Origin of the sequence: Campylobacter sp. CNRCH_2014_2452 (assembly GCF_025772865.1) — a bacterium.
Taxonomy (GTDB): Bacteria; Campylobacterota; Campylobacteria; order Campylobacterales; family Campylobacteraceae; genus Campylobacter_D; species Campylobacter_D lari_D.
Genome location: NZ_JAKMSX010000002.1, coordinates 182,582 through 207,813 on the forward strand (window position 1 = coordinate 182,582; position 25,232 = coordinate 207,813).

24 protein-coding genes and 4 pseudogenes are annotated in these 25,232 nt (G+C 30.0%); 12 read left to right on the forward strand and 16 right to left on the reverse strand.

Going from position 1 to position 25,232, the window contains the following annotated elements; translation table 11 throughout:
• Positions 1 to 4: 4 nt before the first annotated feature.
• Positions 5 to 586, reverse strand: coding sequence for an IMPACT family protein (locus L8X38_RS02010; protein ID WP_263661146.1), 582 nt, complete (start codon positions 584 to 586; stop codon positions 5 to 7).
• 74 nt (positions 587 to 660) lie between these two features.
• Between L8X38_RS02010 and galU the strand changes: the two genes are divergently transcribed.
• From galU to L8X38_RS02025, 3 genes are all read left to right on the forward strand, one after another.
• Positions 661 to 1,491 carry a UTP--glucose-1-phosphate uridylyltransferase GalU gene (gene galU / locus L8X38_RS02015; protein WP_220566791.1) on the forward strand — a complete coding sequence of 277 codons (831 nt, stop codon included), beginning with the start codon at positions 661 to 663 and terminating at the stop codon, positions 1,489 to 1,491.
• Positions 1,481 to 2,704, forward strand: coding sequence for a glucose-6-phosphate isomerase (locus L8X38_RS02020; RefSeq protein ID WP_263661162.1), 1,224 nt, complete (start codon positions 1,481 to 1,483; stop codon positions 2,702 to 2,704). The genes galU and L8X38_RS02020 overlap by 11 nt, the downstream gene beginning before the upstream one ends.
• Before the next feature lie 129 nt (positions 2,705 to 2,833).
• Entirely contained in the window at positions 2,834 to 3,289 is a 456-nt protein-coding gene (locus L8X38_RS02025; RefSeq protein WP_133319614.1) for a Dps family protein, read from the forward strand.
• A 337-nt stretch (positions 3,290 to 3,626) separates the two neighbouring features.
• Here the strand turns inward: L8X38_RS02025 and L8X38_RS02030 are convergent, their stop codons facing one another.
• Together L8X38_RS02030 and L8X38_RS02035 are read right to left on the reverse strand one after the other, a co-directional pair.
• Positions 3,627 to 4,790 (reverse strand): tetrahydrodipicolinate N-succinyltransferase N-terminal domain-containing protein, encoded by a 1,164-nt coding sequence (locus L8X38_RS02030; RefSeq protein WP_114640023.1) that lies wholly within the window; start codon positions 4,788 to 4,790, stop codon positions 3,627 to 3,629.
• A gap of 9 nt (positions 4,791 to 4,799) precedes the next feature.
• A complete protein-coding gene (locus L8X38_RS02035) occupies positions 4,800 to 5,903 on the reverse strand; it encodes an Mrp/NBP35 family ATP-binding protein (protein ID WP_263661147.1) in 1,104 nt (367 codons plus the stop codon).
• Positions 5,904 to 6,010: 107 nt separating this feature from the next.
• On the opposite strand from L8X38_RS02035, the gene L8X38_RS02040 reads away from it, so the two are divergent.
• The 5 genes from L8X38_RS02040 (at position 6,011) to L8X38_RS02060 (ending at position 10,125) form a co-directional block, all read left to right on the forward strand.
• Positions 6,011 to 7,126 carry a bifunctional 2-C-methyl-D-erythritol 4-phosphate cytidylyltransferase/2-C-methyl-D-erythritol 2,4-cyclodiphosphate synthase gene (locus L8X38_RS02040; protein ID WP_263660685.1) on the forward strand — a complete coding sequence of 372 codons (1,116 nt, stop codon included), beginning with the start codon at positions 6,011 to 6,013 and terminating at the stop codon, positions 7,124 to 7,126.
• Positions 7,123 to 7,998: a hypothetical protein gene (locus L8X38_RS02045; protein WP_220566787.1), complete on the forward strand. Its 876-nt coding sequence runs from the start codon at positions 7,123 to 7,125 to the stop codon at positions 7,996 to 7,998. The genes L8X38_RS02040 and L8X38_RS02045 overlap by 4 nt, the downstream gene beginning before the upstream one ends.
• Positions 7,976 to 9,142, forward strand: a complete 1,167-nt coding sequence (locus L8X38_RS02050; RefSeq protein WP_263661148.1) for a sulfate adenylyltransferase — start codon at positions 7,976 to 7,978, stop codon at positions 9,140 to 9,142. The genes L8X38_RS02045 and L8X38_RS02050 overlap by 23 nt, the downstream gene beginning before the upstream one ends.
• Before the next feature lie 2 nt (positions 9,143 to 9,144).
• Complete coding sequence (locus tag L8X38_RS02055) at positions 9,145 to 9,636, forward strand: phosphatidylglycerophosphatase A (protein ID WP_263661149.1); 492 nt, start codon at positions 9,145 to 9,147, stop codon at positions 9,634 to 9,636.
• Positions 9,637 to 9,702: 66 nt separating this feature from the next.
• Positions 9,703 to 10,125: a hypothetical protein gene (locus tag L8X38_RS02060; RefSeq protein ID WP_263661150.1), complete on the forward strand. Its 423-nt coding sequence runs from the start codon at positions 9,703 to 9,705 to the stop codon at positions 10,123 to 10,125.
• 181 nt (positions 10,126 to 10,306) lie between these two features.
• On the opposite strand, the gene mnmA is transcribed toward L8X38_RS02060, so the two are convergent.
• The 4 genes and pseudogenes from mnmA to L8X38_RS02075 all read right to left on the reverse strand — a co-directional run.
• Positions 10,307 to 11,323 (reverse strand): tRNA 2-thiouridine(34) synthase MnmA, encoded by a 1,017-nt coding sequence (gene mnmA, locus L8X38_RS02065; protein ID WP_263661151.1) that lies wholly within the window; start codon positions 11,321 to 11,323, stop codon positions 10,307 to 10,309.
• Positions 11,286 to 11,921: a TIGR00730 family Rossman fold protein gene (locus L8X38_RS02070; protein WP_133319622.1), complete on the reverse strand. Its 636-nt coding sequence runs from the start codon at positions 11,919 to 11,921 to the stop codon at positions 11,286 to 11,288. The genes mnmA and L8X38_RS02070 overlap by 38 nt, the downstream gene beginning before the upstream one ends.
• A 210-nt stretch (positions 11,922 to 12,131) precedes the next feature.
• Positions 12,132 to 12,542 (reverse strand): annotated as a pseudogene (locus tag L8X38_RS08435) (hypothetical protein); the annotation flags it as partial.
• A 30-nt stretch (positions 12,543 to 12,572) separates the two neighbouring features.
• Positions 12,573 to 12,953 (reverse strand): annotated as a pseudogene (locus tag L8X38_RS02075) (hypothetical protein); the annotation flags it as partial.
• 151 nt (positions 12,954 to 13,104) lie between these two features.
• Here L8X38_RS02075 and L8X38_RS02080 point away from each other — a divergent pair.
• Both L8X38_RS02080 and L8X38_RS02085 read left to right on the forward strand, forming a co-directional pair.
• Positions 13,105 to 13,934: pseudogene (locus L8X38_RS02080) on the forward strand (hypothetical protein).
• A pseudogene (locus L8X38_RS02085) lies at positions 13,919 to 14,506 on the forward strand (C39 family peptidase); the annotation flags it as partial. The pseudogenes L8X38_RS02080 and L8X38_RS02085, both read left to right, overlap by 16 nt.
• A 41-nt stretch (positions 14,507 to 14,547) precedes the next feature.
• Here the strand turns inward: L8X38_RS02085 and fliY are convergent.
• The 9 genes from fliY to aroQ are packed head-to-tail and all read right to left on the reverse strand — an operon-like array spanning position 14,548 to position 21,738.
• Entirely contained in the window at positions 14,548 to 15,387 is an 840-nt protein-coding gene (gene fliY / locus L8X38_RS02090; protein ID WP_133319624.1) for a flagellar motor switch protein FliY, read from the reverse strand.
• Positions 15,377 to 16,468: a flagellar motor switch protein FliM gene (gene fliM / locus L8X38_RS02095; RefSeq protein WP_263661152.1), complete on the reverse strand. Its 1,092-nt coding sequence runs from the start codon at positions 16,466 to 16,468 to the stop codon at positions 15,377 to 15,379. The genes fliY and fliM overlap by 11 nt, the downstream gene beginning before the upstream one ends.
• Positions 16,468 to 17,154 carry an RNA polymerase sigma factor FliA gene (locus tag L8X38_RS02100; RefSeq protein ID WP_133319626.1) on the reverse strand — a complete coding sequence of 229 codons (687 nt, stop codon included), beginning with the start codon at positions 17,152 to 17,154 and terminating at the stop codon, positions 16,468 to 16,470. Before L8X38_RS02100 ends, fliM begins: the two co-directional genes overlap by 1 nt.
• The gene (locus tag L8X38_RS02105; protein WP_133319627.1) at positions 17,141 to 17,497 is read right to left on the reverse strand and encodes a hypothetical protein; all 357 of its coding nucleotides are present in this window, start codon (positions 17,495 to 17,497) and stop codon (positions 17,141 to 17,143) included. The genes L8X38_RS02100 and L8X38_RS02105 overlap by 14 nt, the downstream gene beginning before the upstream one ends.
• Before the next feature lie 14 nt (positions 17,498 to 17,511).
• Complete coding sequence (gene flhG / locus L8X38_RS02110; RefSeq protein ID WP_133319628.1) at positions 17,512 to 18,375, reverse strand: flagella biosynthesis ATPase FlhG; 864 nt, start codon at positions 18,373 to 18,375, stop codon at positions 17,512 to 17,514.
• Entirely contained in the window at positions 18,368 to 19,750 is a 1,383-nt protein-coding gene (flhF, locus tag L8X38_RS02115; protein WP_263661153.1) for a flagellar biosynthesis protein FlhF, read from the reverse strand. Before flhF ends, flhG begins: the two co-directional genes overlap by 8 nt.
• An 8-nt stretch (positions 19,751 to 19,758) precedes the next feature.
• A complete protein-coding gene (gene folK / locus L8X38_RS02120) occupies positions 19,759 to 20,232 on the reverse strand; it encodes a 2-amino-4-hydroxy-6-hydroxymethyldihydropteridine diphosphokinase (RefSeq protein ID WP_263659453.1) in 474 nt (157 codons plus the stop codon).
• 1 nt (position 20,233) lies between these two features.
• On the reverse strand, positions 20,234 to 21,259 hold the full coding sequence (locus L8X38_RS02125) for an aminopeptidase P family protein (protein WP_263661154.1): 1,026 nt from the start codon (positions 21,257 to 21,259) through the stop codon (positions 20,234 to 20,236).
• On the reverse strand, positions 21,256 to 21,738 hold the full coding sequence (gene aroQ, locus L8X38_RS02130; protein ID WP_039625266.1) for a type II 3-dehydroquinate dehydratase: 483 nt from the start codon (positions 21,736 to 21,738) through the stop codon (positions 21,256 to 21,258). The genes L8X38_RS02125 and aroQ overlap by 4 nt, the downstream gene beginning before the upstream one ends.
• Before the next feature lie 88 nt (positions 21,739 to 21,826).
• Here aroQ and L8X38_RS02135 point away from each other — a divergent pair, with 88 nt between their 5' ends.
• Both L8X38_RS02135 and L8X38_RS02140 read left to right on the forward strand, forming a co-directional pair.
• Positions 21,827 to 23,047, forward strand: a complete 1,221-nt coding sequence (locus tag L8X38_RS02135) for a metal-dependent hydrolase (protein WP_263661157.1) — start codon at positions 21,827 to 21,829, stop codon at positions 23,045 to 23,047.
• A 91-nt stretch (positions 23,048 to 23,138) separates the two neighbouring features.
• Positions 23,139 to 25,232 (forward strand): S8 family serine peptidase (locus L8X38_RS02140; protein ID WP_263661158.1); only part of this gene is annotated, 2,094 nt, incomplete at its 3' end.

Genomic DNA, 25,232 nt, shown 5'->3' on the forward strand with positions numbered 1-25,232 from the left:
ACGCTTACTTCCAAATAAGTCCACTAAATTCAAACTCTTTTGCAAATTTTTTAAATTCCTCTTCTTCTTTTGTATTAACACTTAAAATCAATTCAACATTTTCTTGAAATTTTTTTTCATAAGAAATATTATTTTTATTTAAAAAATGCTCAAATCTTGCATAAAGATAAAAAGGAATGTTTAAACTTAAAATATTTTTAGCTTCAAATTCTAAAAGCATTGCATTTAAAATAGCTTCATTTGTAGCTTCACTATAAGCTCTTACAAGACCACCTGTACCAAGTTTAATCCCTCCAAAATAACGCACCACAATCACTGCGCAATTAATAAGCAAAGCTCCTCTTAAGACATTCAAACAAGGCATAGCAGAAGTTCCTTTTGGCTCACCATCATCGCTTTTATCTTCTATGATTTGATCAAATTCATTTAAATACCTATAAGCATATACAAAATGCACGGCTTTTAAATGCTCATTTCTTAGCTTTTGCATTAAAGTTTGAAAATCTTCAAAAGGACATAAAAACGACAAAAAAGTTGATTTTTTGATTTCTATTTTTGCTTGATAAATTTGATTAATAGTTTTCATTTTTTCCTTAAATTAGTTATAATATTTAAATAAAATTATAATCAAAACAACTTATAAAAATTTAAGGATAAACTATGCTTCAAACTTGTATTTTTCCTGCAGCAGGTTATGGTACTAGATTTTTACCTGCTACAAAAACCCTACCTAAAGAAATGCTACCTATACTAACTAAGCCTTTAATTCATTATGGTGTAGATGAGGCTTTAGAAGCCGGTATGGAAACTATGGGCTTTGTTACGGGGCGTGGAAAAAGGGCTTTAGAGGATTATTTTGATATTTCTTATGAACTTGAACACCAAATCGCAGGTACTAAAAAAGAATACCTTTTAAGTGAAATAAGAACACTCATAGATCGCTGCACTTTTACTTTTACAAGACAAAATGAAATGAAAGGCTTAGGAGATGCGGTTTTAAAATCAAAGCCTTTAGTGCAAGATGAAGCTTTTGGAGTGATTTTGGCAGATGATTTATGTGTAAATGAAGATGGAGTAAATGTCTTAGCTCAAATGGTAAAAATTTATGAAAAATACCGCTGCTCTGTTATAGCTGTGATGGAAGTTGAAGCTGATCAAGTTTCAAACTATGGGGTTATAGCAGGAAATGCTGTGGAAGAGGATTTGATCATGGTAAATTCTATGGTAGAAAAACCTGATCCAAAAGATGCTCCAAGCAACTTAGCTATCATAGGAAGATACATTCTAACGCCTGATATTTTTGGTATTTTAGAAAATACTAAAGCAGGTAAAAACGGAGAAATTCAACTAACTGATGCATTACTTTCACAAGCAACTAATAATATGGTTTTAGCTTATAAATTTAAAGGAAAAAGGTTTGATTGTGGAAGCGTAGAAGGCTTTGTTGAGGCGACAAATTATTTTTATGAGAAAAGTAAAAATGCTAAATAATACTTTATTTTTTAAAACCCAAGATTTTAAAAAAATTACCGCTTATGCAAATAGAATGAATGATGAGTTAGAAAGTGGCGATATAGGGTATTATCATTTAGTAGATACAAGCTTTGATTTAATCAAAGAAAGTAAAGAATTTATCGCAACTAAAACTCATATAGAAAATATCGTTTTAGTAGGCATGGGTGGATCAAGTTGTGGGGTTAAAGCTTTAAAAGAGCTTTTATTTGATCAAGTAGAAGAAAAAAAACTTTTCATTATAGATAATACTTCCTCACATACTTTTACCCAAACTATGCAAAAAATAAATCCCCAAAAAACACTTTTCATCATAGCAAGCAAATCAGGCACAACTATAGAAGTGATTTCTTTATTTAAACTCATCATTGCTCATTTTGATTTTAAAAATGAAAATTTGCATGAAAACTTTGTGTTTATTACTGATTTTGAATCAAAACTTCACAAACTAGGAGAAGAATTAAACATAAAATGCTTTTTTATACCTAAAAATGTCGGTGGTAGATTTAGTGTTTTATCTGCTATTGGTATTGTTCCTTTGAGCTTTTGTGGCTATGATACTAAAGCCTTATTAGAAGGTGCAAAAGCTTGTTATGTAGATTTTTTTGAGAAAAAATGTGATCAAATTTTACAAAAGGCTTATCATTACTGCACACATAAAAGTGCGCATATTAATGTGCTTTTTTCTTATGGGGATGCTTTTAAAGGTTTTAATGAATGGTATATTCAACTAATTGCTGAAAGTCTAGGTAAAAAACAAGGCTTTAAACGCATAGGTTTAACTCCTATTGCTTTAATTGGTGCTAGAGATCAGCATAGCTTTTTACAACTTATCATGGATGGACCTAAAGATAAAACTGTTACTTTTTTAAAAATCAAAGATAGTCAAAAATCTCCTAGTATCCCGAATATAAGCTTTAATCATTTACAAAATTGTGATTTTACTAATGAAGTTAATTTACATAATCTTTTAAACGCGCAATGCGATGCAACCATGCATGCATTAATTGCTGAAAATTTAAGTGTTGATGTAATAGAACTTGAGAAATTAGATGCTTATCACTGTGGGTATTTGATGTATTATTATGAGTTATTTACTTCTGCATGTGGCATTATGCTTGGAATTAACACTTATGATCAACCTGGCGTAGAGGTGGGAAAATTAATACTCAAAAATATATTAAGTAAATAAATTTGCTTTATTGTAAAAAAAGAGTATAATGAAAATATAATAATTATTAACATTAAAATTTATTAGATAATAATAATTATTATTTAAGAATTTTATGTTATAATTTTAAAAATAAAAAAAGGAGATAACATGTCAGTAACAAAACAATTATTACAATTACAAGCAGATGCTCATCATTTATGGGTTAAATTTCATAATTATCATTGGAATGTAAAAGGTTTACAGTTTTTTTCAATTCATGAATATACAGAAAAAGCTTATGAAGAAATGGCAGAACTTTTTGATGATTGCGCTGAAAGAGTTTTACAACTTGGAGAAAAAGCTATTACTTGCCAAAAAGTTTTAATGGAAAATGCAAAAAGCCCAAAACTAGAAAATGGTAAAGATTGCTTTACTCCTGTAGAAGTTTTAGAATTTATTAGAGAAGATTATAAATATCTTTTAGCTGAATTTAAAAAATTAAATGAAGAAGCTGAAAAAGCAAGCGATACTACAACTGCAGCATTTGCTCAAGAAAATATCGCAAAATATGAAAAAGTTCTTTGGATGCTTAATTCAACTATCCAAAATACTTGCTCTATGTAAGAATTTATAATGTTTTTTGACTTACAAAGCTTTATTGCTTTAAGTCAAAAAACAAATTTAACTTCCCAAGAGAAACTACTCTTATAAAATTCCAAGTTCACTTAAGTACTATTTTATAATTATAGTTTATAGCAACTCAATGTATTTTTAAACAAAAATATATCATTGAAAAATGATCATCACAAAATATTATTTAGATAAGTATTCAGCCCAAGCTTTTATGTAGGAATTTTCACTAAAAAAGCTAAATACTAAAAATCATTTTTACAATATCTATAGTTTAATTTAAAATCTACAACATGAGTTTTAAAATTCTTAACCCATAAGGGCTAAGAATTTAATGTAGATCTTCATTAAGTTTTACGGCTTTTTTGTTTAAAGCTGCTATCATCACTCCACTTTGAGAGTCTTGTCTAAAATGTAAGCCATTTAGCCCTGCCAATTCTAAACCTTTGTATATATCTTTGTCAAATTTAAAATCAGGATTGATTTTTTGAAGTTCTTCTTTATTTTTTAAAGCAAATTTAGTCCCTTCTAAAACAGCAATGCCTGCATCAACGATACAATTATCCCCTAAAGGAATTCCTGTAACCGAATTTGCACCCAAAAGACAAGCTTTACCAATACTAATAGCATTACCACTTGTACCACTTAAAACACCAAGTATAGAAGCACCGCCTCCTACATCGCTACCTTCGCCCACAACAGCTGATGAACTAATACGCCCTTCTACCATACAAGCTCCAGTTGTACCTGCATTAAAATTCACATAAGCAGCCCCTGGCATGATAGTAGTACCTGCAGCTAAAACCGCCCCCATTCTTACTTTAGAACTTTCTAAAATTCTAGTATTATCCTCAGGAATAACATGAGCTAAAAATCTTGGAAATTTATCTACATAATCAATCCTTGGATACCTTCCACTCATTTTTAAATCAATCTCATTTTCTCTTAAAAAGTCCAAATCAATAGGCTTATTATCACTCCATGCAACATTTGGTAAAATCCCAAAAGCACCTGTTAAATTTAAACTCCTCAAAGGTACTTTTTTATTTGAAAGTAAGTAAAGTTTTAAATACACACTTTCTAAGCTTTTTGGTGCTTCATCTTCAAAAATACAAACAAAAGAAAAAGCATTTTCTCTAAAATTTTCCTTTGCTGCTTTAATTGCTTCTATATTTTTATGACCTTGCTCTTGTAAAAATGGCGCAAAGCATTCAAGTGCAAAGTCCAAATCCTCTTTAATCAAAGTAGCCACAAACTCACTTTCATTAAAATCAACATCAACCCCTCTTCTAAAAAAAGCTTCAAACATAACAGCTGCAGCGGCATAATTTTGCTCAAAATTAATCACACCAAAATTAGCTTGAAGTTTTTTACTAGGATCAACTTGACTTAGATCAAGTCTTGCTATAGCAAAAGCTTTAGGCTTTTTATAATTAATCCTTTGTTCGATTTGCTTGATTAAATTTAAAAATTCTTCTTTACTTTCTATTGGCATATTTTCTCCTTATTGCGAGCACGCACTTTTGCCATTCATTATAGGTTGAATAGCTGAATTATCTACTTTACCTTCTTGATTAACCTTTTCTATAAATTCCCAGATTTTTTCAGCAGCTTGTAAATATCTTTTTGAACTTACACTCTCAGGCATATAAAAACTTACAGGCTTACCGCTATCTCCACCTTCTCTTACACTCATTTCAATAGGAATTTGAGCTAAAACTTCACACTTATAAGCTTTTGCCATTTCTTCTGTGGTGCCTTTACCAAAGATATCATATTCTTTACCATTATCAGGACATAAAAAGCCACTCATATTTTCTATAATACCTGCAACAGGAATGTGCAATTTTTCAAACATATCTAGCGCTCTTTTGCTATCATCTAAAGACACTACTTGAGGAGTACTTACACACACACCCGCACTCACTGGTACGCTTTGAGCTAGGGTAATTTGCGCATCACCTGTTCCTGGAGGCATATCAAGCAATAATACATCAAGTTCAGGCCAAAGCACATCAGCTAAAAGTTGTTCAATCGCTTTCATGATCATAGAGCCACGCCACATTAAACCCTTACCTTCTTCTATCAACACACCCATACTCATCATATAAACCCCATGAGATAAAATAGGACGAATTTTTTGACCTACAATTTCAGGTTTGCTTTTACTCTCACCTAGCATTCTTGGTATATTTGGTCCATAAATATCTGCGTCCAAAAGCCCTACCCTTTTACCCATTTTAGCCAAAGAAATTGCTAAATTTAAAGTTGTAGTACTTTTACCTACCCCACCTTTTCCACTTGAAATCATAAGAAAATTTTTAATTTGCGGAGCGATATTTTTACCACTTCTTGAATTGCTTTTTTCTTCAGGAATTTTTGGCTGTATGATTTCTAAATTAAGCTCTAAATTTAAATCTTTTAAAACATTTGCAATGTTTAGTCTAAGTTCTTGTGCAATTTGAGCATTAGCCGAAACGATTTCGACTATAATATGAGCTTGTTTTTCATTCAAATCAATCTTTTTTACAAAACCAAAACTTACTATATCTTTTTTAAATCCCGGATATATAACTTGTTTTAGTCTTTCTTCGATTTTTTCCTTCAATTTTTCTCCTTGTTGTTTAAAATGATTAATTCTACTAACTTAAATATAAATTTTGGCTTTTATGGTGTATAATATCGTAACATTAATAAAAAATTAAGGTGTAACAAATGTTAGATATTTCCTTGATTATGCTATCAGCAGGGGAGTCATCAAGATTTAATGCTCCAGTAAAAAAGCAGTTTTTAAGACTAGGTGAACATCCTTTATGGCTTTATGCAACTAAAAATTTAAGTTCTTTTTACCCTTTTAAACAAGTAATTGTTACTTCTGGTAATATTTCTTATATGAAAAGATTTGCACCTGAGTATCATTTTGTTAAAGGCGGTAATACAAGAGCACAATCATTACTTAATGCTTTAAATTTAGTACAAAGTGAATATGTTTTAGTTAGCGATGTCGCAAGGGTTTTGATTTCTAAAAACCTTTTTAATAATATTATAGAAAATTACGATAAAGCAGAGTGTATTACACCTGTTTTAAAAGTAAGCGATACAGCAATTTATGCTCAAGAAGTTATCGACAGAGATAAAATAAAACTCATACAAACCCCTCAACTTTCTCGTACAAGTATGCTCAAAAAAGCTTTAGAGCAAAATGCAAATTTTACCGATGATAGTACAGCAATACAAGCTATTGGTGGTAAGATTTGGTATGTACAAGGTGATGAGTTAGCTAAAAAAATTACCTTTAAAGAAGATTTAAAAAGCTTAAATTTACCAAAACCATCTTGGGAAATTTTTAATGGAAATGGCTTTGATGTGCATGAATTTGGAGAGCAAAGGGCCTTACTTTTAGGCGGAGTAAAAGTACATGAAAATATGGGCTTGAAAGCTCATTCTGATGGAGATGTGCTAGCTCATGCACTAATTGATGCGCTTTTAGGTGCAGCAGGACTTGGAGATATTGGAGAACTTTTTCCAGATAATGATATACAATATAAAAACGCAGATTCTATGCTTTTATTGCAAAATGCTTATACTTTGGTGCAAAATTATGGATTTGAGCTTGTGAATGCTGATATTACAATCATTGCACAAACGCCCAAGATGAAAGATTTTAAAGAAGATATTGCTTTTAATATAGCCAAAATATTAAAAGTAACACCAAATAAAATCAATATCAAAGCCACCACCACAGAGCATTTAGGTTTTGTAGGAAGAAAAGAAGGAATTGCTGTTTTAGTAAGTGCGAATTTAAAATATTTTGATTGGATGAAATTATGAAAGTTTTAATAGTAGAAAATGAATTTTATTTAGCTCAAAGCATAGGTTCAAAACTTAATTCTATAGGTTATGATTGTGATATTATTGCAAATGTTAATGAGCTTGCTCATCATGATTATGAAATCATTTTGCTTTCTACTAGTATGGCTAATTTTGAACATATTGTAGAAATTTTTAAGCATAAAATTATTATTTTACTCATATCTTATATAAGCTCAGATACAGTTTTAGCGCCACTAAAAGCCGGTGCGAGTGATTATATACAAAAGCCTTTTATGATAGAAGAATTAACGCGAAAAATCAAACATTTTCAAGAATTTAAGAAAATAAATATTTTAAATCATACTTATCAGTCTTATTTAAAACATAAATTTGAGACAGCTAAATTACCAACTTTTGATTATAAAAAATTCAAATTGCCTTTGATTTTAAAAACTAATAATCAAAATTTTGCAGATCATTTTGTATTTAACTATACCAATGAGCATAATGTCGCAAATATTTACATAGATCTTTCACATCAACAAAATTTAGATAAAATCTTTAAAGATAATTGTTTATACTATCTTGTAAATTTCCAAACTCTAAAATCATCAGACAAAGAAAAAGTGTTAAACCTTGCTTTAAAAAAAGCTGTTATTATACATACAAGTACAAATGTTGAACATAGTGATTTTCAAATTTTAGAACTGGGTGAGGATGAGAAAAACTTCGAAAGTAATGGAATTTTAACTATTGATGATTATGTTAAACATATTATCATTAGTTATCAAAATGTCTTTCCTGATACAGATTTGTCAAAAAAATTAGGAATTTCTAGAAAATCTTTATGGGAAAAAAGGAAAAAATATGGCATTACAAAGAAAAAATAGTATTACAATCTCAGAAGAAGAATACGAAGTTTTATGTTTTATCAAAGAAGGAGTTTTTGGTTCTTTTACAAAATTAATGAATCAAAAAGAAAGAGATGAAGTTATAGCCACAGGAATGATACATAAACAAAAAATTCCTTATACTCTTACCTTTGCACCTGCAAGTACAAAAGAAAATAATACTGCTTTAGAAAATGCAAAAGTTGGCGATAAAATAGACTTTATTTGCAATGATAAACCCATAGGACATATCATTTTAGAAAGCAAATTTGAAAATGATAAAAATAGCAATGATATTTTTAGACCTAATGCTTGCTTGATCCAAGATTTTGGAAAAATTTGTATAAGTGGTGAATTTGAAATTTATCACAATAATATCAAAGCCATTAAAGAAGATTTTGAAAAAATCAAAAAAAGATTAAATCCTTCTAATATCACAGCCATTGTTTCAAGTTTTGATCCTTTTCATAGAGCACATGAGAGAATTTTAAGATGGGCTATAGAACAATCTGATTTAGTGATTATTTTCCTTATAGAATCCTATGAAAACAACGGATTGAGCTTGAAACTCAAAAAGCGTTGTTTTGATGTTTTTGCGCAAAATTACTTACCATCTTCTAGGGTTTTACTTATACCTTTACATAATATCAAAATTTTTGCCTCGCATTTAAACCCTGTGCTTGAGTGTGCTTTGGCTAAAAGTTTTGATTGCAATAAACTTTTTGTAGGACAAAATCATGCAGGACTTGGAATGTTTTTTAATCAAAATAGAGCTTTTACCGTGCTTGATGATTTTGCAAAAGATTATAATATAGAAGTTACCATACTTCCTGAATTTGTATTTTGTGATGAATGTAAAATGGTAGTAAGTACCAAATCATGTCCCCATGGAGCTCATCATCATATGAAATACCATGGTGATTCTTTAAAAAATTTACTTAGACTTGGTATCATTCCACCAGCAGTTTTTATAAGAAGAGAAATTTCAGCTTTGATTTTATCTGAGCTTTTCCCAAATCGCTTTCATAATAAACAAAATATCTATAGCAATCTTTTCCCTACACATGGTATTTTAGAGTATCGAAGCGATAAAGAATTTTATGAGCAACTTATAAAACTTCATCAAATGTCATATATGGTGTAATCATGCAAAAATTATTTTTAACTTTTTTTTATTCAGGTAGTGTTAATAAAGCTCCAGGAACCTTTGGTACAATAGCAGCGCTAATCCCTGCTTTTTTTATTTTAAGGTATTTGGGCATAGGAACTTTGATCTTGCTTGCAATTTTACTTTTTTTAATCTCTATAAAAATCATCGATCAATATGAAAAACAAACAGGCATACACGATGATAAGCATATTGTAATAGATGAAGTTGTTGGGGTATTTTTAGCCTTGGCAATTTGCGGACAGAGTATTTTTACTTTTTTGCTTTCTTTTGTTTTATTTAGATTTTTTGATATCACAAAACCTTCTATCATAGGTAAAATTGACAAAAAAACCAAAGGTGGTTTGGGTGTAATGCTAGATGATGTTTTAGCAGGAATTTTCGCAGGATTACTTAGTGCAGTAATTTATGGAATTTTACTTAAATTTGATCTTTTATGGTTTGATATAAGCATTATGGAGATATTTTAGCTCCGTAATTTTTAGATTTAACTTCATTTATGATAAACTTTGAAACTAAAATGAAAAGGATAAAAAATGATTAAAAAAACAATGTTTGGTGCTTTAACATTAATTTCTTTTATAGCATGTGCTAATGGAGTAGATTATAAATATGATCCAAGTAGAGGTTCTAAAGGTGGTTATGATTTATTCATTAAAACTTTAAAAAAAGATTACGGCTCTAATGTTGTGATAAAAAGCCTTAAAGATGTTGATTTAAATGCTTTAAAAGAAAAACACCCTGAAGTAGCTGAAGATTTTGAAGGTATTAAAATAGAACAAGATGGATTGCTAGGAGATGTTGCAAGAGGCGAAATAGAATATGGAGATGTTGTTTATATCAACTATAAAAATGGCGATTTGAATAAACATGAAATAGTTTATGGAGCATGTGATACAAGAAAATGGAATAAAGAAAGATGTCAAAATAGTGGAGCAATTGTTGATATGACTGAATAAGATCAACTTATCAAATACAATATAATTTTTCTAAGATAAGATTTACTTGATCTATCTTAGAAAAACCTCAACTACAATTTTCTTATTTTTTATTACAATAAAATAATTTTAATTTTTTAAAAAAAGTTAGTATAATTACATAAGGGTGCAACGCCAAAGGGGGTGCAACCCTTTAGCTTTTTTATTTAATAAATCCGCTTGCAAGAACCAAATCTTTATCGTAAAATACTGCCATTTGCCCACTAGCAAGCCCATAAACAGGCTCTTGTAAGATGATTTTTGCACTTTTATCTTCATTAATCAAAACTTTACATGGGGTCGATCTTGATCTATAGCGTATTTTTACTTCACAATCTAGCTCTTTAGCATCAACAAATAAATTAATATTATCAAGATTAAATTCACTTATCTTAAGTTCTTCTTTTTTACCTACTATGATTTCATTTTTTTTAGGATCAATTTTTAACACAAAATGTGGCTCATGAGCCCCGCGTACCTCAAAACCTCTTCTTTTACCTATGGTATAGTGCATATAACCTTCGTGTTTTCCTACTTCTTTGCCACTACTATCTCTTACAATACCTGGAATTTTGGTATCCATAAACTGATCTAAAACTTGCACATAAGTATCTTCCACAAAACAAATCTCAGAACTTTCCTTTTGTGTTGCAAAAGATTTTAAAACATCGATTGTAGAAGCAAATTTTTTCACATCTTCTTTTCTCATCTCTCCAAGAGGGAAAATCAAATATTCCAAAGCCTCTTTCTCTGCATTTGCTAAAAAATAGCTTTGATCCTTACTCCCATCAACTGCAATTTTAATCAAACCATTTTCTATCCTTGCATAATGACCTGTGGCTAATTTCTCACAACCCAAACTCTTAGCAAATTCTAAAAGCTTGCCAAGCTTAATAAAGCGATTACACAAAGCACAAGGATTTGGCGTCTTTCCTTCTTTGTAGGTATTAACAAAAGGCATATAAACTTGATTTTTAAAATCTTCTTGCAAATCTAAAATATGATATTTGATGTCTAAAAATTTAGCAACTTTTTCAACTTTTTGTATATTTTCTTCATGATAATTAGCTTTTCCATGAAGCTTCATATAACAACCTATAATCTCATGTCCTGCTTGCTTTAACTTATAAGCAGTTACAGTGCTATCTACACCCCCACTCATTGCAACAAGAATTTTCATCTTTTTCCTTTATCATTCTTATAATTTCATCTAAATCATCACTTATACTATACTTTAACTCATCATTTTTAGATATAGTTCCAAGTTCTAGTAAAGAAGTTTTGATAAATTCATCAAGAGGTTGCCAAAATTTTTGCCCAACTAAAATAATAGGAACATCTTTTTTAAAACTAAGTTGCTTAAGAGTAAGAATTTCAAAAAATTCATCTAATGTTCCAAAGCCGCCTGGGAAAATCACAAAAGCTAGACTCTTTTGGATAAGAGCCATTTTGCGAATGGCTAAGCTCTTAAAAGTGATATTATACTCTAAAAAGTCATTTGCTTTTTGCTCAAATGGTAAATGTATATTAAATCCAAAAGATTTTAAGTGGGAAGTTTGACTTTGCATAGCGCCATGATTAGCAGCTTGCATAATACCACCGCCACCACCACTGATGATGCTATAACCCTCATCAGCTAACTTTTGAGCTAATTTTGAAGCCAAAATACAATACTCATTGTCTTCTTTTAATCTTGCAGAACCAAAAAAAGTTATAGCATTTTTTAGGTTTGGCATGTTAGCAAATTTTTCTAAATCTTGGATTATTTTTTCATTCATTTTATAACCTTTAGTTAAAATAAATTCCATTCTAGCTAAATTTTTATAATAATCTTTTATGTAATTTTTAAATAATTTTCTTTTGCAAACTGCATTAAATTAGGTTTTTTTAAATTTCTAAACTTTCAAATTCACACTTTTATATATTATACACACTTAATTATGAAAAGATTTTAGTAAATTCGTTATTATTTAAATCTTTACATCTATTTTAACACCAAAAAGAATTTTCAACTCATCGCTTGTACTAAATTTATCTTCTAATAGTTTTTTTACAAGTTCGTTTCTTGTACTATCATCTTTGTAAGTTTCTTTGTTTTTACTTTCTGCTTGTATAGGTTTAAAGGGTTTTTCTTTATCTTCTTTTTGATTGTTTTTATTAGCTAAGAACCTATCTATATCTTCTTGAGTAAGTGACTTACCAAGTTCATTAAAAAATTGTTTTTCTCTTTGTGCCCTTTCAGCACCCCATATTTTCTCAAATTCATTCATACTTGTAAGAGTTTTTAAAAGATCAACTTTTCGTTTATGAAGTGCGGACAAATCTACGCCTTCTGTAAGATAGTCTGTGCCAAATTTATTAAGTATTTTTATTTCATCCTTGCTTAGTTTATCTTCCATATATCTTTTATATAAAGAGTTTTCTACTTCTTTTACATCAGGAGATCCATTATACCCTTGTTCTTCTTTAGCACTCGCTTGCAACCAAGAAATTAATCTATCTCTACTAGGGTTTGAGCATTTTTCATCTCCTGCACCACATAGACCCTTGTTAAGATTGCTAAGTTCGTATTCTGAAAAATCTGCAATTGCATAAACTTCTGAAATTAAATTTGAACGATCTTTAAAAAATTTAAAACCGACTAAATACCCACCCTTAACTTGTTTCATCTCATCTACATTTAGAACTTTTACGCCTTGAGAATTATCACTTAAAGCACCATTACTAACTTTAGCTAAAAAATCCCCAGCAAAAGCAGAACTTACTAACAAAGAACCTAAAATCAAAGAACCTGCTAACTTCTTTAACATAACTTCCTTTTTTAGCTATTTTTACTCTTTTTTAAAGAATATCACAAATTACATATTAAAATCAATTTGTTATTTGAAACATTTATTGTTTTAATGGAAAAAATCTAAAAATATTTAGAAAGATAACAATGAAAAAGATTTTTTAACATTTATGGTTTTACTTAGTTGTGTTTTTGCTAGTGATGAACTAAGTATAGACAGTTTATTTAAAAAGCAAATAGGCTTAAGAAGTACCACAAGCTTTTCTTTGCTTAGTACAGGAAATGCAAATTCTTATGCACTTTATCCTAATATAACAACAGGTGGAGATCCTACAATTTGGAATGATACAAAGCAAGTGTTTTTAACTCAAAATTTCATTTATACCATAACACCTAAATTTGACATACTTATTTCAGGGGGCGGAAGCTATGCAAGAGCTGAATATACAAACTTTTTTACAAATGAGTATTCTAGTAAAAACAGAATATGTTTTGATGTTTATGGCTAGGTTTTATTTATACAGGAGATAGCATTGCAGACTTAATTCCACAAATTACCTTTCAAACTGCAGTCGTTCAAAGAGAAAAAGCAATCAATCAAACCAAAAACTTTTATCTAAAATCACAAAGCTTACAAGCTAGTTTAAGGGGATATAGCGATCCTGTTGTATATAGCATTTATACCAGTTTTGATTATAATCAATTAAGAAAATTTAAAACCCTTAAAATAGAGTATGGAAATAGTATTTATGTGGGTGGGGATTTATCTATCATACTAAGCCCTAAGATTACTTTAGATTTGAGGGCAGAGCAAAGATTTCAAACCGAGCAAAAAATCAATGGTTATCAAAATTCTGAAGTGCGTTCTATTCCAACTTTAAGTTTGGGTTCTACTTATAGCATTAATTCAGATACCGCAGTTTCTGTTAATGCTAGTTTTGGGGGAAGTTCTGCTTCGCCTGATAGTATATTTGGGATAAGCTTATGGAGAAAATTTTAAAAATTTTATTATTTTTATCCATTCTTTCTTTGAATGCAAAAGCAGAATGGGTAGTCAAGTCTTATCAAGAAATTAAAAACAAAAGAGTAATAAGACAAACTTACGAGCAATCTTGCGGGGCTTCATCTTTAGCAACTTTAATCAATATACTTGATGATAAAAAGTTTGATGAGCTTAAACTTTTACAAACCATGAGCGGACAAAAGCTTTATACGGATATGGTAAGCTTTGCAGATTTAAACGATGCAGTTAAAAAGCTAGGTTATGAAAGCAATTCCTATCAAATCAATAGGGATAGCTTAGACAAGCTTGTAAATATTCCAATGCTTGTAAAAATTGAAGATGACCCACGCTTCCCACATTTTGTGGTGATTATTAATCACAAGGGGAATTATTTACAAGTGCTTGATCCAAGCTATGGAGAATACATAAGCTCTAAAAGTCAATTTTTTAGCATTTGGGATAGATATAATAAAGGCGGTTATGCTTTAATTGTTACTCCTAAAAAAGAGTTAAAACCTTTCAAGCTAAATACTCCAAAATCTTTGCATTTTGATTTTAAGCCTTTTGCTTATATTGATTTTTATTGTTTTTTGATTAGAGAACTAATTTTTCATCTTAATTGCTCTAATCTTTCTTTTTTAGAGCCAATCTCAGTAATTTGTACTCCAAAATTTCCATCTACGATAACTACTTCCCCATAGGCAATCTTTTTATCACCTATTAAAATTTCTAAAGGATCATTAGCTAATTGATCAAGCTCGATAACTGAACCTATGTCCATAGTTAAAACATCCTTTAAAAGCATTTTTTTACTACCAATACGCACTCTTATAGGCAAACGCACATCCATAATCAAGCCGATATTTCTTAACTCTTCAACGCTTGCTAAGGTTTTATGGTCTTGAGTATGCTCTTCATGAGTTGTAACAATTTCTTCTAAATCAGTTTTAGTTAAAACTTTATAAATTTTCTCATCAAATACTAAGGAAATTTTCTCTTCTAAATCAGCTATTTTTACATTATATAAATATATTTTATGAAAGCCGCCAAGTTCTAGACTATCTGCAACAAATTCACAATTTTCTAAACTAAATTCCATTTTTGGAATTTCTTTTTGTGCACCTAAGGTTGTAGAAAATGCTGAAATGATATTTTGTATAGCTTCTTTAGCCGCGTCCATTTCATCTTCATTTAGCTCACTATTTTTAGAGATTTCTTCTTCTCCCATCATCCACTCACCAATTGCACTCATTAAAACCGCACTTGCTAAGATTTTGATTTTCATCTCATTATTGACACTAAAAGTAGCACTAACTAGTGGTGGAGTCATAGAATCTTGAGAATTTACATCATACTCATAATACTCGCTAAATTCAGCACTTTTCCCTGTTAAGCCTTCTATTGTGCTTATGCACTCGTTGACAAATATGCCTAAAAAATCATTGATCATCTTCTTCCTCTTCTAATTCTTCATTTTCATCATAAGAATTTGCCTTTGCTCTTCTTTCATCTTCATATTTTTCAAGCATTTCTTTAATCTCATCTTTATCAGTTTTAATAAGTTCTAAGATTTTAATCGACTTTCTAAATCTATGAAGTCCTACTTGAGCTAAAAATACTTCTTTTTTATCTATGGCTACTATAGCTTTATCATCTGCACTTCTATCAAGTTTTAAAATATCTCCTTGTTTTAAATCTAAAAATTCATTTACATTGATAAAAGTTTTACCAAGCATAGCTTCATAAATCACTTCAGCACGACCGATCAAAGTTTTAAGTTCTTTGTTTCTTGACTTTTTAGCCGAAGTTTCACCCATCATAATATCACGATTTGCTAAACGGCTCAAAATACTTTCCAAATGCACAACTGGATAGCATATATTTACCATACCACTTGAATTTCCTATGATAATCTCCATTACCACCATGATAACAATCTCATTTTGAGAAACAATTTGCACAACATTTGGACTTGATTCTTTTGCTTCAACACTTGGATAAATTTCCGTAACATTCATCCAACTTTCTTTAAGTCTTTGCATAATAATACGCAAAATAGAATCAAGCAAGTTAAGTTCTATTTCTGTAAGCTCTCTTAAGGTGTCAAAACTTTCACCCTGACCACCCAAAAGCCTATCTATCATAGGGAAAGCAATACTTGGATTAATCTCTAAAACACAATTTCCATCTAAAGGTTTAATAGAAAAAACATTAAAGCTTGTCGGCGAAGGTAAAGACATCAAAAATTCACCATAAGTCATTTGATCAACTGAGTGCAGTTTAATCTCAACTATACTTCTCATCATAGATGAAATTTGCGAAGCAAGATTTCTAGCTAATTTATCATGAATTCCTTTAATAGAACGAAGTTGTTCTTTTGAAACCCTATTTGGACGCTTAAAATCATATACTACAATATCTCTTTTATCTTCTATTTCTTCTAATTTTGAAGAAGCAGTACTATCATCGCTATCATCATCAACGACTTCTAAAAGAGCATCAATTTCTTCTTGGGAAAGTATTTCAGCCATTAAACTAGCCTTTCTCTAATCTTCTTAAGCAAACGCTTATGAATTTGTGAAATTCTTGACTCGCTAATCTCTAAAATCTCTGCAATTTCTTTTAAATTTAATTCTTCATAATAATAAAGCTGTATTACAAGTCTTTCTCTTTCTTTAAATTCTTCCAAAACCGCGTTGATTTTTTCTATTAATTCTTCTTTTTCTATTTGTTCTATGATATTACTATCATTAAAACAATTTAGCTGTTCATCTAAAGGCATAACAAGCGATATAGCATGAGCTGCTCTTGCTTCTTTTACCTTTTCTACTTCTAAATTTAATCTTTGTGCTAAATACTCATCATCAGGTTCTTTTTCATTTTCTTGATAAAACTCATCTATAATAGCGTCAATATCTTTGATGATTTTTCTATTGCTTCTACTCATTACATCAAGGCTTCTTAGATAATCAAGCATAGCTCCATTTACTCTTTTTCTTGCAAAACCCCAAAAATTGTCATTTTGTTCTTTATCATAGCGACGCGAGAGTTTAATCATCTCTTCTACGCCAATACTAATTAAATCATTTACATCAATACTTGCAGGCAAACGCTCTTTAAGTCTAAAAGCCATAGCTCTTAATGCGGGCATATAAGAGATGACTAAGTCATCTTGTTCTTTTTTTAGCGTAGAAGCATAAGCATTATGCGGCTGCATGTTTTACTTTTCTTTTTGAAGAGCTATCAAGTTTTTTAAGGTCTTCACGCTCTTCTTGAAGTTTTTCAAGCAAGTAATCCATTTTCTTTTCTCTTGCAGCTAATTCTGCTATAAAGCTATTATTTTCATTTTCATATTTTTCTTTATTAAAGCTTCTACCACTAATTTTATTTGCATCTACAAAAATCATAATTACTATATGGATTAACACATAAAATACAAAAGTAATCAAACAGGTATATACAACTATCTCTACTGCATCTTCTATATTAACTATGGTGAACATTAATCCTATAAAAAAACCACAAACAGTAAAAAAAGCAACAAAATTTTCTGGTCTCATCTTTTTCCTTCAATCTAAAAACGATCCAAAAGCTTTTTGAAAAAACTCATAATGCTTTTATCTCCCACATTATTAAGCACTTTTTGTTCCAACCTATACAAAAGCTTAGAAGCTATGGCTTTGAGTTCATCACTTGCATTAGTATCATCATCGCTAAATAAAGTTCTTTTTTTAATACTAGAACTAATATCTTTACTTTGACCTAAAAATCCTAAAAATTCTAAATTTAAATTATGCTTAATGTTAATATCTGCTACTTTTTTAATATTATCAAAAATTCTTAAAGCCTCATTTTCATTTCTAACTACATTAAATACCATTAATAAATTCTCTTTAGTCTTTGAAGTAGTTTTTATAGTAGCATAAGCATCGGTAATTGCGGCAGGATCAGGTACAGTTATGACAATAACCTCATCAGACATTTCTAAGAAATTCCCTATATTGCCACCAATACCTGCTCCTGTATCAATGATTAAAAAGTCTAAATCATCTAAAATACTTGTTTGATTTAAAAATCTCTCATAAATATTTTTATCATTGTATTTTAAAATTTCATCGCCACTCTCACCTGGGATAAGCCATAAATTTGGCTTGACTTCTATTAGAATATCTTCTAGTGAGCATTCACCTTTTAAAACATGTAAAAGGTTTTTTTCTACACGCACATTTAAAATCACATCTAAATTTGCAAGCCCTATATCTGCATCAAAAAGCCCTACTTTATATCCATTTTTAGCTAGGATGTTGCCCAAATTTGCACTAAAAGTACTTTTTCCAACCCCACCTTTACCGCTAGTAACTGCGATAAAATGGGTATGTTTTACATTTGAGTTTTCATTTTTTACTAGATCTTTTAATTTTTCTGCTTGATTACTCATTTTCATCCCTTCTAAAACCTTCTAACACACAACGCACCAAAAAGTCGCTATTTGCTACTTCTATATCATCAGGTACTTCTTGACCTATGGAAAAAAAGCTCATCGGAGTGCTAGTTTCATAAAGCAAAGAAAACACATTTCCAAATACTTTTGTTTCATCAAATTTTGTAATGATTAAAGTGTCTATATTTAAAAATGAAAAATTATTATAAGTTTCTAATAAATCTTCATATTTTGTATTTGCTGAAAGCACTAAATTCACATCAATTTGCGCATTAGAATGCGATAAAAATTCTTTTGTTTTTTCAAGTTTTGCCTTATCATACTGTGAATTTCCGGTTGTATCTACTAAAATAACCTCACAAGTATTTAAACTTCTAATCGCATCATCTAAGTCATTTGGCTCTATACTATCAATAATAGGAAGTTTCATCATCTTAGCATATTGAAAAAGTTGCTCTACTGCGCCTATTCTATAAGTATCAAGAGTTATAATACCGGTTTTATAACGTCTATCTCCATAAGCATAGCGAAAAGCAAGCTTTGCTAAAGTTGTAGTTTTACCTACTCCTGTTGGACCTACTAACATCATGATTTTTTGCTTTTTAATTTCACTTTCTAAACGGCATGGAAGCATATTACGCAAAAGTGAGTAAAAATACCTTTGCACTGCTTCTTGATTTGCTTTCATGGTGCTTGGCATATTTTCAATAGTCGCTTTCATAATCGCTTCTAAATGCGCTTCTTGCATACCACTTGCTTTAGCTTGCTTATAAATACTTGCAAACTCAGGTGGTATAGCTAATTCTTTGCGTAAATCTGCCTTATCATCCCACATCATATCCACAAGTAAATTCATTTTATCATTAAGCTTGTTCATTTGTTTTTCAAAAGCTTCTATTTTTTTATCATAATTTGGATTTGGCATAGAAAAATCTTGATAGTTTGAAACCTTGCTAATTTCTGAACTAACTTGAGAAAGTTTGTTTTTTAAATTTAAAAAATTATCATCTTTTTTGCTTGTATTTAAATAAGGATTAATAGGTTTTTGCTTAGCTTTCGAAGAAAAATCAAGCACTACATCTTCTTCTTTTTTTTCATCTTCAAGTTTTGGAGTTTGAATTTTAGCCTCAGGAAAACTTGCTGTATTTGGTTTTTTCTTTGGTGGCATAGGCAAATTATTTTGTTTTAAATGCTCTTCATAATCAGCTTCTTCAATCGCCACTATAACCTCATACAAAGGCTTTTGATTGATAGTTTTTGGACGAATTTGCTTATTAGTTACTATCAAAGCCTTATCGCCATAATCTTGCTTGACCTTAGGTATAATCTCATCTGTGCTTTCAACCGTAAAAGTATGAATCAATTGTCCCATATTTTTCCTTATCTTAACAAGCCCAAAGGCAAAGTTACGCTAATTCTATCATTTACCCCCACATGAGGCACTATGCAATACTCATCTTTACGCGCTTTTTTTGAAAAATACAACAAATCCAAATCAAGCGTTCTAGGAGCATTTTTAAAAGTTCTTTTTCTTTTGAATTTAAACTCATAAAAAAACAAAACTTTTAAAAGTGCTCTTGCATGCAAACTTGTGCTTACAACCATCACCGCATTAGTAAAGTCTTTTTGCTCTTCAAAGCCAAAAGCTTTATTAATCAAAAATGGCGATGTTTGCAATACTTGCAAGCGTTTATCTTGCATTAAAAGCCTAAATAAACTCCGAAAGCGTTTTTTTTCATCTTCTATATTGCTTCCAAGTCCTATAATGGCTATGTATTTTCCTTTTTTATCAGCCTTTGAATAAAAAGGAAAAAAACGAATTTTTTCTAACCTTCTAGCCCCTTTAATCAGCAAGTTATAACACCACTGCCTTTTCTTTATCAAGATAAACCATATCTTCTATCCTAATGCCAAGTTTATCTTTGATATAAATTCCAGGTTCAATGGTAAATACCATACCCTCTTTTAACTCATAATCACTTCTTGGACTAATATTTGGCAACTCATGTATATCAAGCCCCACTCCATGCCCTAAGCTATGAATAAATTCTTTTTCAAAACCTGCGTTTTTAATCACTTCTCTTGCGATAAAATCAAGCTCACTTGATCTCATACCAACGCGTGCTTTTTCTATAGCTTGAAGCTGAGCTTGCTTAACCACTTCATAAATTTGCATAATTTCTTTATCTTTAAAATTTGGCTTATTTTTATCAAAAACTATACCATTCTCATCAAAACAAGCCGTTCTTGTGCGATCAGAACAATACCTTTGATAAACCACACCCGCATCAACTAATAACAAATCTCCATATTCTAAACATTTATCACTAGGTAAAGCATGTGCTTTAGCTGCGTTTTCATTAATAGCTACAATCGGTGAAAAAGAAAGTCCTAAAACACCTTTTTTTTGAAAAATTTCACATGCTTTAAAATGTAATTCTTTTTCGCTTTTTCCATGGCCTTCTTGGCTGATAAATTTAGCAAATTCTTCAAAGCATTCTTTACCAAAATTTACAGCCTTTTGCAAAAGTTGTAATTCCTTGGCATTTTTTATAATGCGTTTGTTTTTACTCAAGTCTAATTTTTCTTCAAAAACGATATTTGCACTTTTACTAAGTTCTTTAAATTCAAAATAACTAAAGTCTTTTGGGTCAAAACATATTCTATCAATTCCTGCTTTTTCTAAAAGCTCTCTAGCGCTATCAAAAAGATCTTGTGCTAAAACTACCTCAGCATTTTTTATCATTTCGCTAGCTTCAAAACTATATCTTGCGTCAGTGATGAAAAAAGCTTTATCTTCAAGTTTTAAAAATAAAGCATTATCGCAAGAATAGCCGCACTCATAAAAAAGTGCATTTTCGTTTTTTAAGATAAAATTCATTGATTTGCTTGTTGTGCTTTTGCTTGAGCTGCTTTATATGCATTGATTTGATCAAAAATTTGGAAAAGTCCCATTAGAGCCATATGATAACCAAAAGGACCAAAACCTACCACGCTACCTGCACAAACTGGTGCTATCATACTTTTTTGTCTGAATTCTTCTCTTCTGTAAGTATTGCTAATATGCACTTCAATCACAGGCATATTAATCGCCGCAATCGCATCACGGATTGCTATAGAAGTGTGTGCATAAGCAGCTGCATTAATAATCACTCCATCTACACTGCCTAAGCATTCTTGAATTTTATCAACTAGCTCACCTTCAAAATTACTTTGAAAAAACTCAATCTCCACATTAGCTTGTTTTGCAGCTTGTTTCATTTGCTCGTGGATATCTTCCATTTTCATATTACCATAAATGTGAGTTTCTCTTACACCAAGCATATTAATGTTTGGTCCTTGTATCACCATAACTTTCATAATCTAACCTTTATTTAGTAAAATTTACTATATTATAACACTTTAAAGCTAAATTTTAGCTACAATTTACCTTTTTAAAGGATGGAAAATGTTTATAATAGCACCCAAAATCATCCTAACTTGTGATGATAAATTTAGTATTTTAGAAAAAAAAGCTATTCTTTTTGATGATAATATTTTAGAAATTGATAGCTTAGAAAATTTACAAAAATCCTATCCGAAAGCCAAGCTTATACCAACTCCAAAAGATACCTTACTTTTACCTGCTTTTATCAATCCACACACGCATTTAGAATTTAGTGCAAATAATGGAAATTTAGTCTTTGGAGACTTTTTAAAATGGCTTGATAGTGTTTTTAATAACCGCGAGCAATTAAACGAAAAAGCCAAAGAAAAATTAATCTCACAAAATATTCATAAAATGCTAAAAAGTGGCACTGCTACTATAGGAGAAATTTCAAGCTTTGGGGGCGATTTAAACCCTTGTGTAAATTCACAAGCTAGAGTGATATTTTTTAATGAAATTTTAGGTTCAAATGAAAATTTTATCCAAGCAAAAAAAGAGGAATTTTTAACTCGCTATAAAAAAAGCATGAGCTTTAAAACTTCTAAATTTATCCCTGCTATTTCAGTGCATGCACCCTACTCAACCCACCCAGAGCTTGCTAAATTTGCTATAAAACTTGCTAGAGAAAACGATCATTTGCTAAGCACACATTTTCTTGAAAGCAATCATGAAAACAACTGGCTAAGGTTTAAAAAAGGTGGTTTTAAAAAGAGCTTGGCTAAATTTAGCAAAAATCCTATGCCACTTTACACTCCGCAAAGCTTTTTAGAGCTTTTTAAAGATCAAAGGACTTTATTTACACATTGTGTGTATTTTAAAGAATGGAATTTGCTAGATAAAAATCTGCACTCAATTACGCATTGTGCTTTTTCAAATAGGCTTTTAAGTAAAAATACTTTTAAATTAAAATCTGCTTTAAAAAATGGTATTAATATCCATCTAGGAACCGATGGCTTAAGCTCAAATACTTCTTTAAGTATGCTTGATGAAATGAGAGTAAATTTACTTATACATGATGATTTTGAGTTAGAAAATTTTGCTAAAATGTTACTTTTAATGGCAACAAATAAAGCCGCAAAAGCCTTAAATTTAAACCTAGGTCAAATTCAAAAAGGCAAAATAGCTGATTTTAGTCTTTTTGCTTTACCAAATAGCACAAATTTAAAACAACTTCCTTTGCAATTTATCTTACAAAGCAAAGAAGTGTTAAAACTTTTTATAGAAGGAAAAGAAATAATATAAGCATCTTAAACAAGAGTTTCTAATCAAAATTAAAATATTTCTGTTATACTTAAAAATTATAAGAATCTTTAATAAAATTTAAGAAAGTCATATGAAAAAATATTTAATAATATTTATTTTTATAACTCAAATTTTAGCTTTAAATGATTTTGAAGTTATTAATGTTCATAAAGCACACGATCTTAATATCACAGGAAAAAATATAAATGTAGGTATTATAGATTCTGCTTTTAATGCAAATCATCCTAGTTTGCAAGGACAAATCATAGAGCAACAATACTCAACAGTAAATAATAAACCTTATACTCCTGATCTAACAGTAGACACTCACGGATCACATGTAGCAGGAATTATACTTGGTAATTTTAAAAACATTAAAGAGCCATATGGGATTGCTTACAATGCGAAAATGTATGGAATTCAAATTTTTGGCTATAACAATGGAAGTCAAAAAATAATTCCTTATAATATTTATGATTATTTTAAAGATAAAGAAATAAAAATAATCAATAATAGCTGGAATACGCAATTATATCCAATAGTAGGAATGAGTCAGCTCGGGTGGTATGTATCAGATCTTAAAAAGCAAAATTCTAATTATTTTTTAAATTTAGCAAACAACAATAAACCGCTTGATGGGATTATAAAGTTAGCAAAAGAAAAAAACATTCTAATACTATTTGCAGCTGGAAATGAGGGTATAGTATCACCTGGATTTAATGCTACTCTTCCTTATTATGATGAAAATTTAAGATCATGGCTTAGCATTGGAGCCATTGATTCTTCTAAAATTACAAAAGATGAAAATGGAAAACTTATATTATCCTCTAAAGCTATAGCATCGTATAGTAATGGATTAAAAGGAGTTGAAAATTTTTCATTAGTAGCACCTGGAAGTTTTGTTAATTCAGTTAATGCTGCTTATAATATACAACCCATTTTTGGAAGACCTGATAAAAATTTATATGTTAAAATGAGTGGTACTTCTATGGCAACTCCTATGGTAAGTGGAGCTGCTGCTTTAGTGTCAGAAAAATTCCCTTTTTTAAATGGAAAACAAATAGCTGATGTTTTATTAAGTACAGCAAATAAAAATTACAAAACTCCAAAACTAACAGTAAAAGAAACTCAACTTCTTAATACTTCCAATGGAAGAAAACAATCCTATTATACTATTATTTATATAGATACGCCTATCCCTGATGATAAAAATAAAATAAAACAAGATTTGATAGATGCTGGATATTGGAGTTTTGAAGCAGATAAGATATTAAACAATCTAATCGACAAATATCCACTTATGCAAAATGCCAATGAAGACTACAAAGGAATACAAACTCTCAAAAAAGAACAAATCTTAGGACAAGGCATTCTAGACATTGAAAAAGCCATAAATGGTATAGGAATTTTAGATGCAAATAGATTAAATTCACAAGATATTACCGAAACTTATGGTAAAAAAGAAGCTTACTATACTATAAATACTCAAGGATATAACGCGACTTTTAGCAATGATATATCTCAAAAAAAATGGGATGATAGTTTACATAGACTCGATGCTTTAAATTCTCCAAAAGATGAAATACAAAATTTAAATATTGGATTTATCAAAGATGGTCAAGGGAGGTTAATTTTAAGTGGAGAAAATACTTATCTTGGTAAAACTATAGTAAAAGAAGGTGAGCTTTCCCTAATAAAAACACAAAATAATAAAGGAATTATAAGTGGGGAGGTTAAAGTTTTAACTAATGGTAAATTTAGCGGAAATGGTTTAATAAAAAATAATTTATACAATCAAGGAATTGTGAGACCTGGAAATCAAGACTTAAGCGATTTAATTGTAGAAGGTCTATATAACCAAAAAAACAATGCTGTTTTGCAGCTTGATTTTGGAAATAATGGTAATTCTAAACTTATAGCAAATTCTTATCAAATAGAAGGTGGTAAATTACAATACATACCATTACCTATGTTTTACACTAGTGGCAATATAATTACTATAAATTTAGCTGGATTAAAAAATAATATAAATGACTTTGAAAAAGTTGAAATATCAGGAAACAATAGTATTGATTTTGTTGCTGTATTAGATGAAGATAAAGTTAGTATTAATAAGCCCGCGCCTGAACAAAAACCTGAACAAAAACCTGAACAAAAACCTGAACAAAAACCTGAACAAAAACCT

Excerpts from the sequence above, each read along its gene's own strand:
- L8X38_RS02010 (WP_263661146.1), bottom strand. The coding sequence starts at position 586 with ATGAAAACTATTAATCAAATTTATCAAGCAAAAATAGAAATCAAAAAA.
- galU (WP_220566791.1), top strand. The coding sequence starts at position 661 with ATGCTTCAAACTTGTATTTTTCCTGCAGCAGGTTATGGTACTAGATTT.
- L8X38_RS02020 (WP_263661162.1), top strand. The coding sequence starts at position 1,481 with ATGCTAAATAATACTTTATTTTTTAAAACCCAAGATTTTAAAAAAATT.
- L8X38_RS02025 (WP_133319614.1), top strand. The coding sequence starts at position 2,834 with ATGTCAGTAACAAAACAATTATTACAATTACAAGCAGATGCTCATCAT.
- L8X38_RS02030 (WP_114640023.1), bottom strand. The coding sequence starts at position 4,790 with ATGCCAATAGAAAGTAAAGAAGAATTTTTAAATTTAATCAAGCAAATC.
- L8X38_RS02040 (WP_263660685.1), top strand. The coding sequence starts at position 6,011 with ATGTTAGATATTTCCTTGATTATGCTATCAGCAGGGGAGTCATCAAGA.
- L8X38_RS02045 (WP_220566787.1), top strand. The coding sequence starts at position 7,123 with ATGAAAGTTTTAATAGTAGAAAATGAATTTTATTTAGCTCAAAGCATA.
- L8X38_RS02050 (WP_263661148.1), top strand. The coding sequence starts at position 7,976 with ATGGCATTACAAAGAAAAAATAGTATTACAATCTCAGAAGAAGAATAC.
- L8X38_RS02055 (WP_263661149.1), top strand. The coding sequence starts at position 9,145 with ATGCAAAAATTATTTTTAACTTTTTTTTATTCAGGTAGTGTTAATAAA.
- L8X38_RS02060 (WP_263661150.1), top strand. The coding sequence starts at position 9,703 with ATGATTAAAAAAACAATGTTTGGTGCTTTAACATTAATTTCTTTTATA.
- mnmA (WP_263661151.1), bottom strand. The coding sequence starts at position 11,323 with ATGAAAATTCTTGTTGCAATGAGTGGGGGTGTAGATAGCACTGTAACT.
- L8X38_RS02070 (WP_133319622.1), bottom strand. The coding sequence starts at position 11,921 with ATGAATGAAAAAATAATCCAAGATTTAGAAAAATTTGCTAACATGCCA.
- fliY (WP_133319624.1), bottom strand. The coding sequence starts at position 15,387 with ATGATCAATGATTTTTTAGGCATATTTGTCAACGAGTGCATAAGCACA.
- fliM (WP_263661152.1), bottom strand. The coding sequence starts at position 16,468 with ATGGCTGAAATACTTTCCCAAGAAGAAATTGATGCTCTTTTAGAAGTC.
- L8X38_RS02100 (WP_133319626.1), bottom strand. The coding sequence starts at position 17,154 with ATGCAGCCGCATAATGCTTATGCTTCTACGCTAAAAAAAGAACAAGAT.
- L8X38_RS02105 (WP_133319627.1), bottom strand. The coding sequence starts at position 17,497 with ATGAGACCAGAAAATTTTGTTGCTTTTTTTACTGTTTGTGGTTTTTTT.
- flhG (WP_133319628.1), bottom strand. The coding sequence starts at position 18,375 with ATGAGTAATCAAGCAGAAAAATTAAAAGATCTAGTAAAAAATGAAAAC.
- flhF (WP_263661153.1), bottom strand. The coding sequence starts at position 19,750 with ATGGGACAATTGATTCATACTTTTACGGTTGAAAGCACAGATGAGATT.
- L8X38_RS02125 (WP_263661154.1), bottom strand. The coding sequence starts at position 21,259 with ATGAATTTTATCTTAAAAAACGAAAATGCACTTTTTTATGAGTGCGGC.
- aroQ (WP_039625266.1), bottom strand. The coding sequence starts at position 21,738 with ATGAAAGTTATGGTGATACAAGGACCAAACATTAATATGCTTGGTGTA.
- L8X38_RS02135 (WP_263661157.1), top strand. The coding sequence starts at position 21,827 with ATGTTTATAATAGCACCCAAAATCATCCTAACTTGTGATGATAAATTT.